The 16744-nt window shown below is 41.3% G+C and carries 7 protein-coding genes; all 7 read left to right on the forward strand.

Translation table 11 applies throughout. The annotated features are described in order from the left end of the window. Positions 1-110: 110 nt before the first annotated feature. The 7 genes from ACFFGT_RS12315 to ACFFGT_RS12345 all read left to right on the forward strand — a co-directional run bounded on the left by ACFFGT_RS12315 (position 111) and on the right by ACFFGT_RS12345 (position 16410). Complete coding sequence (locus ACFFGT_RS12315; protein ID WP_377022836.1) at positions 111-1148, forward strand: DUF4097 family beta strand repeat-containing protein; 1038 nt, start codon at positions 111-113, stop codon at positions 1146-1148. A gap of 164 nt (positions 1149-1312) precedes the next feature. Further along, complete coding sequence (locus ACFFGT_RS12320; protein ID WP_377022837.1) at positions 1313-3772, forward strand: ABC transporter permease; 2460 nt, start codon at positions 1313-1315, stop codon at positions 3770-3772. Positions 3773-3870: 98 nt separating this feature from the next. After that, positions 3871-6288 (forward strand): ABC transporter permease, encoded by a 2418-nt coding sequence (locus tag ACFFGT_RS12325; protein WP_377022838.1) that lies wholly within the window; start codon positions 3871-3873, stop codon positions 6286-6288. Between the two features lie 129 nt (positions 6289-6417). Beyond that, positions 6418-8772, forward strand: coding sequence for an ABC transporter permease (locus ACFFGT_RS12330; RefSeq protein WP_377022839.1), 2355 nt, complete (start codon positions 6418-6420; stop codon positions 8770-8772). Positions 8773-8875: 103 nt separating this feature from the next. After that, entirely contained in the window at positions 8876-11344 is a 2469-nt protein-coding gene (locus ACFFGT_RS12335; RefSeq protein WP_377022840.1) for an ABC transporter permease, read from the forward strand. Positions 11345-11443: 99 nt separating this feature from the next. Beyond that, positions 11444-13840, forward strand: coding sequence for an ABC transporter permease (locus ACFFGT_RS12340; RefSeq protein WP_377022841.1), 2397 nt, complete (start codon positions 11444-11446; stop codon positions 13838-13840). A gap of 155 nt (positions 13841-13995) precedes the next feature. Then, the gene (locus ACFFGT_RS12345; protein ID WP_377022842.1) at positions 13996-16410 is read left to right on the forward strand and encodes an ABC transporter permease; all 2415 of its coding nucleotides are present in this window, start codon (positions 13996-13998) and stop codon (positions 16408-16410) included. The last annotated feature ends 334 nt before the right edge of the window (positions 16411-16744 follow it).

Here is a 16744-nt window from a genome sequence, read left to right on the forward strand (position 1 = left end):
GCCCGTGTCCTCACGGGCTCTTTGTGCGTCATCTCCAGATTTATTTTCATCGCTATGCAACGTATCAGCAAATGACTTGGTCTTGTATATATAAACCAAAGATCATTATTATGAAAAAGTATTTACTTGTGTTATTTGTAGCCTGTACAGGCAGTGCCGCTTTAGCACAAAATAACGAGAAAACACCATACCTCACCAAATCATTATCAGGCCAGTCGGTTAAAAATGTGTTTGTTAATACATCGGGCGGCAGTATTACTGTTAGCGGTGCATCAGGTGAAGAGCCAAGGGTAGAGGTTTTTATACAAGGAAATAACGGTAATAACGATCTGTCGAAAGAAGAGATCAAAAAACGTCTTGATGAAAATTATGACCTGAGCATCGATGTTAATGGCGGCGAGCTTCATGCCAAAGCCAAAAGTAAAAAAGATAATAACTGGGATTGGAAAAAATCACTGAGCATTTCGTTCCGCGTGTATGTGCCCGGCAATGTGGCAACCAACCTAAACACCAGCGGTGGCAGCATCCACCTGGATAATTTAACCGGCACTCAACAGTTTGAAACCAGCGGGGGCAGCTTACACCTGGATAAAATAACCGGTAATATCAAAGGCCGTACATCAGGCGGCAGCATTCACGTAAGCGATTCAAAGGAAAATATCGACCTGGAAACTTCAGGAGGCAGCATTGAAGCCCGCAATTGTATGGGGCATATCAGGTTGGAAACATCTGGTGGTAGCTTACACCTTGATGGTTTAAAAGGCGATATCAAAGCTACTACCAGCGGCGGCAGCATCAATGGCAATAAAATTGATGGCGACTTTATTACCGGCACATCGGGCGGCAGCATTAACCTTACCGATTTGTCATGCAGCCTTGACGCTTCAACAAGCGCAGGCAGTTTTCATGCACAGTTTATCAGTGTAGGTAAATTTGTTAAAATTGATGTAAGCTCGGGCCATGTTGATCTGCAATTGCCATCAAAACAAGGTCTTAACCTTGATGTACGAGGCGATAAAATAGAAAGCAATCTTGCGGAGAACTTTTCTGGTAACAAAGACAAAGAAAGGGTAGATGGCAAGCTTAACGGCGGCGGTGCTCTTGTTGAAGTAAGGGGCAATGGCCGGGTGAACCTTACTGTAAACTAAGCAAGGTTAAAAGTATAATATAAAGGGCTTGTCATTTAAAACTGACAGGCCTTTTTTGTTTGATTAAATTGTATCATAATCGTACACATGGTGTTACGTCTTCGTACAGTTGTATTTGATATTTAATTGTAACTAATTGATAATTAACTTATTGATTTATTGGTATGCATTTTAAAACCATTATACAGGTTAACCGTACACTCATGATCAAAAACTACATCAAAACCGCCTGGCGAAGTTTAAAGCGCAACAAGATATTTTCGTTTATTAATGTATTCGGCCTGTCTGTAGGACTGGCTTGCTGTATGCTTATCTGTGCTTATGTGTACAGTGAATTAAATTATGACCAATACCCTGAGCAAGCTAAACAAATATACCGGGTTGGCTTGCGCTCCATTGAAAATAATGGCGTAAGCGAATATCCTATGGTTGATATTGCGGTAGGGCAGGGTATTAAAAACATGTTTCCCGAAGTGCTGGAAACCACGAGACTTGCTGGTCGCGGTCCGGTTTTTATTAAATATAACGACAGGCAGTTTAAGGAAGAGCGTGTACAAAAGGTGGATGCCAATTTCCTGCGCCTGTTTTCGATACCACTGATTGATGGGGATGATAAAACCTGTTTTACTGAACCTAACAGCATGGTGATCACCAGGGCTATGGCTACCAAATATTTTGGTAATCAGGAAGCAGTTGGTAAATCGGTCACCATTGATAGTAAGCCTTATAAAGTAACTGGTGTAATTGACAAAGTACCTGATGATTCACACTTTCATGGGGATGCGTTTTTGAATATGGCCCCCTTTGTTGAACATGAAAAGCAAAGCTGGAGCAACATAGGCTTTTTTACCTATATCGTATTAAATAAAAATGCTAATCCTAAAAAGTTGGAGGCCGCTTTCCCCGAAATGGTAAGAAAGTTTGTGGTGCCCGAAATTGCTCATGATATGGGGACAAGCACAGCCGAGGCAAGCAAATCTGTTAATACCTTCCTGTTTTATTTACAGCCATTAAGCGCGATCCACCTGCATTCGGCAACTAAATATGAGCTGGAACCTAACGGCGATATTCATTACGTTTACATCTTCGGCGCATTAGCGGCTTTTATATTGATACTGGCCTGTATCAATTTTACTAACCTGTCAACAGCAAGTTCCGCAAGGCGTTCAAAGGAAGTAGGCATCCGCAAGGTACTGGGTTCTGAGAAAAGCGGACTGATTTCACAGTTTCTTACCGAATCGGTTATGCTTACCTTCGGGGCTTTGTTGCTGGCCTTAGGTATAGTATACCTGTTATTGCCATTGTTCAATAATTTAGCCGGAAAACATATTGAGCTCGGATTCTTCCTGAGCCCTAAAGCATTGATCGTTGAACTGTTTACAGCTTTTGTGGTCGGTATCCTGGCAGGCATTTACCCGGCATTTTTCCTGTCATCATTCCAGATCATCGCTGTGTTGAAGGGCAACAGTGCTGCAAAATCCGAAGGCAAAGGTATATTGCGCAGCGGATTGATCATTTTCCAATTTGCGGTATCAACGGCACTTATCATATCAACTTTTGTGGTATATCAGCAATTGCATTATATGCAAAACAAAAAGCTGGGCTATGATAAAGACCAGGTGCTGATAATTAATGATGCCTATACCCTTGGTCAAAATGCGGATGCCTTCAAAAATCAGCTTTTGCGCAATCCGCAGATATTAAACGCCACTATATCAAGCAGTGTGCCCGGTAAATCAAGCGGTGTCGACGGAACGCAGATCGATGCAAAAGAATTTGATGATAAAGGTGGTCATGCCGAGATTCATACTAACATTTACCATGTTGATGAAAGCTATGTACCTACCTTAGGTTTAAAAGTGGTCAATGGTCGTAATTTCTATCCATCTTTCCCCGGCGATTCCATGTCAGTGGTGGTTAATGAAACTTTAGTAAAAGGTTTGGGATGGGGTAACGCAAGCCCGATTGGTAAAACAATTGTACGCTCGGCCCGTACGCAGTATACCGTTGTGGGCGTAGTGAAGGATTTTCATTATGCTTCCGCCAGGCAAAAAATTGCGCCATTAATGTTGTTATCAGGTCATAGCACGGGTGCAATTATCTTAAAGATCAAAACTGCTGATGTAAAATCGCTTATCGCCAATATTAAAACCGAATGGGATAATTTCAGATCTGAAGCACCTTTCAGCTATTCATTCCTTGATGAGCAATATGCCTCGCTTTATGCTTCCGAGCAGCAAACAGGGAAAATATTTACGGTATTCTCATGTGTGGCACTGATCATAGCCAGTTTAGGTTTATTTGGCCTGGCTGCCTTTATGATCAGGCTTAGGGTTAAAGAGATCGGTATCCGCAAGGTGCTTGGAGCATCAACAGGCAGTATCACAGTTATGTTATCGAAGGAGTTTTTGAGGCTGATCGTTATTGCATCGGTCATCTCATTCCCCGTTACATGGTTTGCCATGAACAAATGGCTTCAGGATTTTGCCTATCGCATCAGCATACAATGGTGGGTGTTTTTATTAGCTGGGGCCATAGCGTTAATTGTGGCTGCTATAACCATAAGCTTTCAATCGGTTAAAGCAGCTTTGGCTAATCCGGTTAAAAGCCTACGCTCTGAATAGCGGTTCATTAAGTCATTTGCTTTGCGTCATTAGGTCATTGAAACGCAGGCAAAAATGACATGATAACCAAATGAATCAATGACTTAATGATATAAATCATGATAAAGAACTATTTACGCAGTGCCTTTCGCAATATTGCCCGGCACAAATTTATCTCGTTCATCAACATATTTGGTTTAACCATTGGGTTAACCTGTTGCCTGCTTATTTTAACTTATATAGTTAAAGAGTTGAGCTATGATAAGTTTAACCATAATGCACCTAATATTTACAGGGTAAGCCGGAGCTTTAATACAGCCGATGGTATTGTTAACCTGCATTTGGGAGCCGTGGCGCCCCCTTTTGGTCCGCTGCTTAAAAACGAGTTCCCGGACATTAAAATGGTTACCCGCCTGTTTCCTAACGGTGATGTGGTTTTACGCTATAAGGAGAAATTGTTCACCGAAATGGGATCGTATTTTGCCGATGAAAACTTTTTTAAATTCTTCGATCTGAAAACTTTGGCCGGCGACCCTAAAACCGCCCTCAGCGAACCCTATACGGTAATGATGACCGAAGAGATGGCACACAAATACTTCGGCAACGAAGACCCGATAAATAAGGAGATCAGGCTTGATAACCAATTTAACTTCAAAGTTACCGGTATCTTCAAGCCATTCCCGGCTAACTCCCAAATGCACCCACAAGTGCTGTTGTCATTCAATACGCTAAACGACGACAGAGTTTATGGACGGAATGCATTGAGAACCAACTGGGGCAATAATTCATTTTTTACCTACCTGTTATTGCCCGATAATTATAATATTGATCACATCAGTTCGCAGTTTCCGGCTTTCATAGATAAATACATGAATTTTCCCGGGCAGCCACGCCAGTCAAAATTTACCCAGCTGCACATCCAAAGGTTCCTGGATATTCACCTTCACTCACACCTTGACGACGAGGTAGAACAAAACGGTGACATCAAAAGAGTTTACATATTTTCGGCCATAGCATTGTTTATTTTGCTGATTGCCTGTATCAATTACATGAACCTTTCAACTGCACGCTCAACATTACGTGCTAAGGAGATAGGGATCCGTAAGGTGATTGGTGCACAGCAAAAAGAGATCATTACCCAGTTTTTAAGCGAATCGGTACTGGTAACCTATTTTTCGCTTGTATTGGCATTGATCTTAACCTGGGCATTGCTGCCGCTTATTAATCGGCTTTCGGAGCTTGGTTTATCTATCGACAGTTTATTTAAACCATCAATTTTATCTGCTGTATTGTTGCTGCCATTGGTCATCGGGCTCATCAGTGGTATTTATCCGGCTATCTTTATGTCGTCGTTTAAGCCGATAAAAGTGTTAAAGGGGATCCTTAAAGTAGGATCAGGAAATATCTCGTTCCGTAAAGTATTGGTAGTTGTACAGTTTTCAATTTCTATTATCCTTATTGTTGCCACTACCATAGTTTTTCAGCAGTTAAGGTATATCCAAACTAAGTCACTGGGTTTTAATAAAGATCATTTATTAACAATACCAGGTATTCCTGCTAACCAGTTTGAAGCTTTTAAAGCTGATATACTCCGGGATCCGGTGATAAAAGATGTTGCCCGTTCGTCGCGTATCCCATCCGGACGATTATTGGATGATCAGGGCGCTTCTGTTTTTGATGGCGATAAACCACTGCCGGTTAAAGCCGATATCAAGTGTATCAATACCGATTATGGTTTTATCCCAACCTATGGTATCAAGATGGCAGCGGGCAGGAATTTCAGCCGCGATTTTGCTACCGATAGCAATAATTTTGTGATCAACATAGCAACAGTAAAAGTGTTAGGTTGGAAAACGCCCGAGAATGCAATTGGCCGGGATATGAGCTACGGTAGCACAAAAGGAAAGGTAATTGGGGTGGTTAACGATTTTCATTTTGAATCATTACACCAAAACATTGTTCCCCTACTGATGGAGATGCCCTCATTTGCAAATAATAATTACGGCAAGGTTTCGATTAAAATTGGTGGGAGCAATACGGATGCGGCATTGGCAACTATACAACAAACCTGGAAAAAATATCAGCCTGAAACCCCTTTCCGATATACTTTTCTTGATGAGCGCTTTCAAAGATTATATAACAGCGAGCAACAGCAGAGCCATTTATTCACCATATTTTCTTGTCTGGCTATATTCATAGCCTGTTTAGGCTTATTCGGGCTTTCGGCTTTCACCATATCGCAACGGGTAAAAGAAATCGGTGTGCGTAAAGTGCTTGGTGCCAGCATCCCGCAAATTGTCACAGAATTATCGAAGGACTTTTTGAAGCTGGTGATCGTAGCTGCGGTAATTGCCCTGCCGATTGCCTGGTATGCCATGAGTAAATGGCTGCTTGATTTCGCCTTTAGGGTGAGCATTCAGTGGTGGGTATTTGTAATGGCCGGCGTAATAGCGCTAATTATCGCTTTTGCAACGATAAGCTTTCAATCTATAAAGGCTGCGATGGCCAACCCGGTTAAAAGTTTACGATCTGAGTAGATAGTCATTGAGTCATTTGCTGCGCGTCATTAGGTCATCGGGAAATTCAAAAAATGACTTAATGAGCTAATGATTCAATGACATAAGAAAAAAATGACCTAATGACCCGATGATAAAATGACTAAAGGTATGTTTAAAAACTATATTAAAATAGCATGGAGAAGCCTCAACCGTAACCGGGCGTTCTCAATAACCAATTTACTTGGGCTTACTATTGGTATAACCTGTACCATTTTTATTTTTTTATGGGTGCAGAATGAGCTTGCTTATGATAAGGTCCACAAAAATTATAAGAACATACATCAGATTTACGCTAACCGCGATTTTAAGAACAACATCTTTACCGATCCTAATATGGTATTTCCACTGGCCAAAGCGTTAGAAAGTGGGTACCCGCAGATTAAAAACGCGGTAATGACATCACATCTTGAGCAGCATCAGTTTAATGTTGGCGATGTTAAGATCAAAAAACAGGGTTACCAGGTTAGCGGAAAATATTTTGATATGTTTTCGTGGCATTTTATTAAGGGCGATGCCACTACTGCAATTGCAGATCCCACATCGGTTGTGCTTACCGCTTCAACAGCGAAAGCCCTTTTTGGCGATGGCGACCCTATAAACAAAGTGGTAAAGGTTGATAATGCTTTATCGTACAAGGTAACTGCTGTGGTAGCCGATCCACCGAATAATGCTTCGCAACAATTTGATTTTATAGCGCCATATAATCTATCAGATCCAGGCATTAAAGATGCGCTTAACCGTTGGCAGGGATCATCGTGGGAGGTTTATATCCAAACAACCGATAACGCAAACATGGCACAGGTTGATAAATATATCACCGATGTAATGTTTCAGCATAACCCGGATAAGATCAGTAAATACTTTACCTTCCCCATGAGCAAATGGCACCTGTACAGCGATTTCAAGGATGGAAAAAATACAGGCGGCATGATAGAGTACGTCCGCTTCTTTATCATCATCGCTATCATCATCCTGCTTATTGCCTGTGTTAATTTTATGAATTTATCTACAGCACGGTCAGAGAAAAAGGCTAAAGAAGTAGGGGTACGCAAAACTTTAGGCTCGGGCAAAGGTCAGCTGGTATTGCAATTTTTTTTCGAGTCGATGACTTTGGTTGTCGCCTCCTTTATTTGCGCTTTGCTTTGCGTATATCTGTTGCTGCCTCAGTTTAATTTACTGATAGGGGCGCAATTGCAGTTAAACTTTAACCAGCCTATATTTTGGATGGGAGCATTGATCATTATTTTATTTACGGGATTAGTTTCGGGTAGTTATCCTGCACTGTACCTGTCGTCATTTAACCCTGTTAAAGTATTGAAAGGCACATTTGTGGCGGGGAAAGGGGCTATTACGCCGCGAAGAATCCTGGTAGTGTTTCAGTTTATAGGTTCGATTTTACTGATTTCGGCCACCATTATTGTTTACAGGCAGATCCAACATGTTAAAGACCGGAACATCGGTTATAATCCCGATAACCTGATCATGATACCTTCTACAGCCAATACAGACAAAGGCTTCAACGCGGTAAAGAACGACCTGCTTAAATCGGGCATTATCAACAGCGTTACCCGTACATCGGCAATGGTAACCCAAATATCATGGCGCTCAGGGCCACCTAACTGGGCAGGCAGACCAGCTAATGCCGATATCATATTCTCCAATATGACCGCCGATGTTAACTATATAAAAACTATGGGTATCAAGGTATTGCAGGGAACCGATTTTACCGGCATGCCATCTGATACATCGGCCGTATTATTGAATAAGGCGGCGGTTGAGGCTATGCAGGTTAAGAGACCGCTTGGCATGCAATTGCAATATGGCTCAAAGAAATTTACCGTGATCGGCATCACTGATAATGTGGTGATGTCCTCACCCTACGTCCCGGTTGATCCGATGATGGTTTTTGCGGATAAAAACAACTCCGGGTACATCGATATCCGGCTAAACCCAGGAGTAACGCCACAACAAGGTGTTCAATTACTTCAGGGCATTTACACCAAATACAGCCCTGCCGATATCTTCGAATATCATTTTGTTGACCAGGAATTTGGTAAGAAATTCCTTACAGAAGAGCTGATCAGTCGCATAACCAACATATTTGCCGGGTTAGCTATTTTTCTTTGCTGTATTGGATTGGCAGGTCTGGCTTCTTTCACCATCGAAAAACGGTTTAAAGAGATCGGTATCCGCAAGGTTTTAGGTGCCAGCGTTCAGCAATTGCTGATACTTATATCTACCGAGTTTTTGAAGCTGGTACTGGTGGCTTTTGTAATAGCGGTACCCTTAACCTGGTGGGTTATGCATAACTGGCTTCAAAAGTATACATACCACATTAATATCAGTATCTGGTTATTTGCCGCCGTTGGCATGCTAATATTATTGCTTACACTGATAGTAGTAAGCCTCAATACGATGAAAGCGGCGCTGGCAAACCCGGTTAAAAGCTTACGTTCTGAATAAATAATAGGGCATTAAGTCATTTGCTTCGCTCATTAAGTCATTTTTTATGGTTGATGAGAAAAGTCAAATGACTTAATGACGCAATGACTTAATGACCAATAAGATGTTTAAAAACTATTTCAAAATTGCGCTGCGCAATTTTTGGCGGCACAAATTTTTTACTTTCATCAATGTGATCGGTTTATCTATTGGGATCAGCTCTGCGCTGGTGATATACCTGATAGTCCATTTTGATTTTACGTTTAATCAAAACTTTGATAATGGCGACCGGATTTACAGGGTAGTGTCAAACTATACCTTTTCGGGCGAAGAGGCTCATAACCGCGGAGTGTCGGGCCCTGTGCCTGAAGCCGTAAGAAATGGTGTAAGCGGCGTTGAACTCACTGCACCATTCTTTACCTTAAATCAGCCCAATGTACTTGTTCCGGGAAAAGGAAGTGTTCCCGCTAAGTTTAAATTACAGGATAACGTGATCCTTGCCGACGGGCGCTATTTCAGTATGTTTAAATACAACTGGCTGGCCGGTTCCGAAAAAACAGCACTCAACGAACCCAATAAAACTGTACTTACGGCGGATCAGGCAAAAAAATATTTCCCTAAACTTTCATACAGTCAGATGATAGGCCGGGTGATCACTTATGATACCCTTAGCGCAGCAGTTACCGGTATTGTTGAACCATTGAAGGGGAACACCGATTTTACTTTTCATGATTTTGTATCCTATTCAACGGCTAAGAATAATAAAGCGCTCGCTGATGAGTTGAGTCTTACCAACTGGGGAGGCACCACTTCCTCATCTATACTTTTTGTTAAGTTAGCTCCCAATGCCACCGTAGCCAATTTTGAAAAGCAACTAAACGTTATCCTTAAAAAGAACAACCCTCCAAAGCCGGAAAATAAAGGCAATACCCGTAATTTTACCTTACAGCCCTTAAGTGATGTTCATTTTAATAGCGTTTACGGGACGTTTGATAGTGGTAACCCGGCTAATAAAACAACACTTTACGGTTTGCTGATTATTGCTGCATTCCTGTTACTATTAGGATGTATCAATTTTGTCAATTTAACTACTGCACAGGCTACCCAAAGGGCCAAAGAAATTGGTGTACGTAAAACAATGGGAAGCAGTCGCACCCAGCTTATTATCCAGTTTTTAAGCGAAACGTTTATCATTACCCTGTTTGCTGTAATCATTTCGGTAGCGCTGGCTCCGGCTATATTAAAATTGTTTAAGGATTTTATCGCCGAAGGTATCAAACTCGATTTGCTGCACCAACCTAATCTTTTGGTGTTCCTGTTTTTATTAACAATAGTGGTAAGCCTGTTATCAGGTTTTTATCCCGCCGCTTTGCTCTCGGGTTACAAACCCGTATTGGTGCTTAAAAACCAGGCATCGTCAAACAGCAGCAAAACCCGTAATGCATGGCTGCGCAAATCATTAACAGTAACGCAATTTGTGATAGCCCAGTTTTTTATAATGGCTACCGTGCTGGTGAGTAAGCAAATTCACTATGCGCTGACTAAAGATCTTGGTTTTAAAAAAGATGCCATTCTCATCATTAACTCGCCCTGGAAAAACCGAACCCTGAGTAAAAACCAGGTGTTTATGAATAAGCTGAAGGCGATACCACAGGTTGAGCTGGTAAGCGCGGGCAAGGCGGCGCCATCATCAACCAGCACCAATTCAACAGAGGCTACCTACATTGACGGCAAAAAGGAAACTAAAATTGAACTATACGAAAAGTATGGAGATCCTAATTACATCAATGTATATAAAATTAAACTTTTAGCCGGGCGGAATATACAGTACGGCGACAGCACAAGTGCATTTTTAATCAATAACACTTATGCAAAACTCATCGGGTTTAAAAATCCGGCAGATGCAGTAGGCAAGTATATTGATAAATTTAACGGCGATAAAAGAATGCAGATCATAGGTGTAGTGGCCGATTTTTATTCCGAATCGCTGCACGCTGCCATAAAACCTACATGCATCCATATCAGTAACAGTTATTATAACAACGGCACGTTCCATATAGCCCTTAAGCCACAAACTGCAGGAGGAGACGATTGGAAGAAGGCCATTGCGTCGATGGAAAAAACATGGAAAGAGATTTATCCTGAAGATGATTTTCAATATGACTTTTTTGATGCCAGCATTGCCAAATTTTACGATGCTGAACAGCACACCTCAACTTTGCTAACCTGGGCTACAGGCTTATCTATATTTATCAGTTGTCTTGGTTTATTAGGTTTGGCTATTTATAATACCAATCAGCGCACCAAAGAGATAGGGGTACGCAAGGTGCTGGGTGCAACAGTAACTCAAATAGTTACGCTGCTTTCAACCGAGCTGGTAATGCTTATTGTACTGGCCTTTGTATTGGTAACCCCGCTGGCCTGGTATGCCATGAACAAATGGATGGAAAGCTTTGCCGACCGGACTTCCATTAGCTGGTGGATCTTTGTAATAAGTGGGGGTGGAATGCTGTTAACAGCGCTGATCACTTCAAGTTTCCAAACTATCCGGGCGGCATTGGCAAACCCAACGAAGAGTTTACGTTCGGAATAAATTTGTCATTAGGTCATTTGCTTTGCACCATTAAGTCATTTTTTTGATTGGGCGCAAATACAATGACCTAATGACGCAATGACAAAATGATTAGAAAATATGCTCAGAAATTATTTTAAAGTAGCGTTTCGTAATTTAGGTAAGCACCGTACTATCAGTTTCATTAATATTGCCGGGCTTACCATTGGTATTACCGCGGCAGTATTTATTATGCTGTGGGTGCAAAACGAGTTTAGCTTTGACAATTATCATAAGGATGTTGTTAATATCTACCGGATAAAAACCAAACTAAGCCTAACCAAAGATGAAACGTGGGACTGGGAGTCATCGCCTTATTTGTTAGGCTCCGTAGCTAAACAGGAAATACCAGGCATAAAGAATTATACATTTCTGTGGCCGGGATATATGATGACCGTACATCACGATAACCAGTTGATAGCTGAAAAAAAGTATGCTTTTATTGATGCCAATTGGTTTAAAGTATTCCATTATGATTTTATTGATGGCAGTGCCGAAAGCTTTTCAAAAAATCCGTTTAGTTTAATCCTGACACAATCCACAGCAAAAAAGTATTTTGGCAACGGCGAAGCTGTAGGTAAGATGCTGAAGATTGATTCAATGAACTACCAGGTACAGGCAGTAGTTAAGGACAACCCGGCAAACTCCAGCTTTCAGTACGATATGCTGATCCCGGTTGAAGCCAAATTAAGCGATGCCCATGAAAAAAGCCAGGCAAGCAATTGGGGCAACTATAGTGGACTTACTTTTCTGAAATTGCAGCCGGGGGTAAGTATTAAGGATGTGGGTGAAAAGCTGACTCAAATTATCAGGAAAAATAATAAAGGCAGTGAAAATACAACAATGAGTATAATCGGGCTTAAGGATATGCATTTTGAAAGCGGACTGCTAAGCTCATCGTTTGAAAACGGTAATCTGAAATTGGTTAATGTATTCCTGATCCTGGCTTTTTTGCTTTTGGCTACAGCGTGTATAAACTACGTAAACCTGACTACCGCCAGGGCGAGTGTACGCTCAAAAGAGGTGAGCGTACGTAAAATTGTAGGTGCAGGCAGGAGGCAGCTTTTTGCCCAGTTTATGTCGGAGTCATTGGTTGTAAGTTTCTTATCATTGTTATTTGCTGTTTTGTTTATCCAGTTATGCCTGCCATGGTTTAACCAGATCACCGAAAAGCATTTTGTACAACCACTAACATCCGGCATTACATGGCTGATACTACTGGGTACACTGGTTGTCTGTTTTGTTTTTAATGGGTTATACCCGGCTATACTGCTATCATCATTTAAGCCATTAAGTGTTTTTAAGGGTAGGGCATTATTGAATTTTAAGGATGGAGGTATCCGCAAAACCCTGGTTATTTTACAGTTTGGCATATCAGTAATGCTCATTATCAGCACAATGATCATTTATCGCCAGCTTAATTTTATGCAAAAGGCCGATTTAGGGTATAAGCGCGAACATGTTTTTGTAATAACTATACCCTGGCAGGTGCTTGGTTTAGATGATAAGCTAAGGGAATCAAAACTGATAAGCATAGCCAATGAGTTACAGCAGCAGAGTGCTATAAGTGAAGTCTCCCGTTCGGCTAATGATGCTTTTTTTAACAATAACAACAAAGTTTCAGGGTCGATGGATTGGGATGGCCGTCCGCAGGACTATAAACCTTCTGTTTCTACCATATCGGCCGACGAAAACTTTCAACACATACTAAGTCTTAAAATGCGCGACGGGCATTGGTTTGATAAGGCTGGTACAGACGCACACAATGTAATTTTAAATGAAACTGCCGTAAAACAGCTCAATATCCATAAACCTGTCATCGGGCAGCGTTTTAAGTTTAACGGAGATTCGGGCATAGTTGCAGGTGTGGTTAAAGATTTTAATTTCAGGAGCCTTCATGAAAAAATAGGTCCAATGGTTATCAATAACCACACTGATTGGGCGCGTAGTTTTTATATCAAAACAACTCCCGGTAATGCAGCTGCAGCTATAAGGATAGCTCAAAATGTATGGAATGAATTTGTCCCGGATCAGCCGTTTGATTATAGTTTTATTGATGATGGCTATAATAAGCTTTACCATGCCGAACAACGTTCTTCAACGCTGATAGCCGCGTTCGCCATTATAGCTATTTTAATATCAGCTATGGGCCTGCTCGGTTTGGCCGCTTTTGCTGCCGAACAACGTGTAAAAGAAATCGGCATCCGTAAAGTACTTGGTGCCAGTGTGCAAAACATCATCGGACTATTATCTGCAGAGTTTTTGAAAACAGTTTTGATAGCCAATATCGTAGCCTTTCCGGTGGCCTGGTATATGATGAACAAATGGCTGCAGGATTTTGCATACCGTACAAATATTTCCTGGTGGATCTTTGCGGTTGCAGCATGCATTGCCCTTTTGATAGCGCTGATAACGGTGAGTATCCAATCTATCAAAGCAGCTTTGGCTAATCCGGTGAATAGTTTAAGGAGTGAGTGATTTTTGGAGGCGAAAGGTTAAAGGCGAAAGCTAAAAAGGTAACTGCGATTGTATGAAAGCGTCCAATGTTTGAAAAACATCGGACACTTTCACCTTTAACATAATTTAACTACTCATTTAAAGGGATTTGCGTATTATCGTATAAAGTATTCGGCATGATAAAAAACTACTTTAAAATAGCCTGGCGCAACCTTTGGAAGCATAAGTTTTACACCTTTATTAATATGTTCGGCCTGGCGCTAAGCATTGGCTGTAGTATTATACTATTTCAGTTTATTACCTATCACTTAAGTTTTGATACCTATCATCATGATGCCAAACAGGTGTATAGGGTTGTTCACCGTTTAACTTTTTTTGATGGGGTGCCATTGTACGATCAGGGTGCACCTTTAGCTTTGGCAAGGGATGTGAAAGCCAATGATCCGCGGGTAAAAGATGTAGGTGTATTATTACGGATGCATGATATCAATGTTACTATCCCACAAAGTGAGGGATCCGGTAAAAAAATGTTTGCCGAGCATGAAAACATTGGCATAACCGACGGCCATTTTTTTAACCTGTTTGATTATCAGTGGGAGCAGGGGAATAAAAATACCGCCCTTACCGAACCCAATGCTGTCGTTTTAAGTCATGGGCTGGCTCAGAAATATTTTGGCAGCCAGGATGTTATCGGCAAAAATATTAGTGTTGATAACAAAAATATATTTAAAGTAACAGGTGTAGTAAAAGATCACCCTGCAAATACCGATATTAAAGCAGATCTGTTTCTTTCATTATCAACGCTTAAAAACATTTACCCGGATGTTTATACGCCAATGCACAATGATTGGAATTTTATCAATTCAACCAACTCTATTTATGTTGAACTGAAGGAGGGGGTAAATCCGCAAAAAGTAGAAAGTGATATAAACGAACTGAATGTTAAAGCTCAGGGCGCAGCAGAAGCAAAACCATATCATTTTATGATGCTGCCTTTAAGCGAGGTACATTTCGATGGCCGTTTCGCGGGTGTTATTCAACGGTCTTTGTTGGTTACACTGGGTATAATAGGTTTGCTGTTGATCATCATAGCCTGTGTTAACTTCATAAACATGGCTACGGCACAAAGTTTTAAAAGGGCAAAGGAGATTGGTACCCGCAAGGTTTTGGGCAGTTCGCCGGCGGCCATATTTATCCAGTTTATTTCCGAAACTTCATATATCGTAGTTTTTGCCGCATTGCTATCATTTGTTATGGTTATTGTGGCCATACCGGTTTTAAATAACTGGCTGCAAACGCTGTTAAGTTTTAATCTTTTTACCGACTATCGGCTTGCAGGTTTTATTGTAGCCGTTTTAGCCATTATTATATTAGCCGCCGGTTCATATCCTGCCCTTATATTGAGCAGGTTTAAGCCGGTTAGTGCCTTGAAAAATCAGGTTGGCGGACAGACACAAGTTGCCGGTTTTACACGTAAAGGTTTAATTATTGTACAAAATGTAATAGCGCAGGTACTTATAATCAGTACCATATTAATAACCATGCAGGTTAAATACCTTAAAACGGCCGACCTTGGTTTTAATAAAAATGCTGTTTTAATGCTCCCTGTACCCAATAGCGATAAAAGCAAAACTGATTATCTGCGTAACCAACTGTTGGCCGATCCAGCCATAAAAAGTGTTTCCTTTTGTTACCGGGCACCATCTTCAACAGCGGATAAGGGAGGTTCAATTAAATATGATACCCGCGATTGGGAAAAGTTTGTTGGCTACACACAGATTGGCGATGCGGATTATGTAAAAACCTTTGGGATGCAATTGGTTGCCGGGCGTAATATTGCTGAAAGTGATACTGCCCGTGAATATTTGGTCAATGAAGTAATGGTACACAAATTAGGTTTCAAAGACCCTCAGCAAGTCATCGGCAGGCACTTTACTGCCGGCGATTTGTCAAACAATCCGGGAACTATAGTAGGGGTGGTAAAAGATTTTCATGCCAAATCATTGTATACGGCTATTGCTCCTGAATACATTAGCACCTTCAGAAAAGGTTACCAGTACGTAGGTGTAAAGATCGCTCCCGGTAATCCTTCGGTGGTTATTGATCATATTAAAAAAGAATGGCAGACTGCTTTCCCCGATAATGTATTTGAATATAGGTTCCTTGACCAGCAAATAGCTGATTTTTATCAAAAGGAAGATCTGATAAATAAGCTGATCACCTCAAGTGCAGTGATCGCTATTTTTATCAGCTGCCTTGGTTTGCTTGGGCTTATCTCACTATTAACGCTTCAGCGTACCAAAGAGATCGGCATCCGCAAAGTGCTCGGCGCATCTGTAGCTAATATAACAAGCTTGCTTTCTGTCGATTTTCTGAAACTGGTATTCGTAGCTGTGATCGTAGCATCGCCCATTGCCTGGCTCACGATGAGCAAATACCTGCAAAATTTTGCTTACCGTATTGATATCCAATGGTGGGTATTTGCGCTGGCTGCTTTTATGGCTTTGCTGATTGCATTTATTACTGTAAGTTTCCAGTCTATCAAAGCGGCTATCGCTAACCCGGTAGAGAGTTTGCGTTCTAACGATTAAGGGGCTTTCAACTTTTACAATTTGTTTTCACGCAAAGGCGCGAAGGCGCTAAGAAGAAACTTTGCGTCTTAGCGCCTTTGCGTGCTATTTAAAGTTCGTAAGATGCCAAAGGCACAAGTAAGCCCGGCTCCGCCCACCACACAATACTTGCGCCAGTAGGCATATAAGATATTAAAAGCTAATCTCTAACCTCCATCCTCCAATCTCTGACTCGTCCGGAAAAAACTATACACTAAAAAGAAGTGTATGAAAACAGAAGACGATCAAGGCACACCGATAACCCGCTTTCATGAGCGGGGCCATTTTCAAACGAACTTACGGGATGAGCTCATAA

This window comes from Mucilaginibacter angelicae (assembly GCF_042434235.1).
Classification (GTDB): domain Bacteria; phylum Bacteroidota; class Bacteroidia; order Sphingobacteriales; family Sphingobacteriaceae; genus Mucilaginibacter; species Mucilaginibacter angelicae.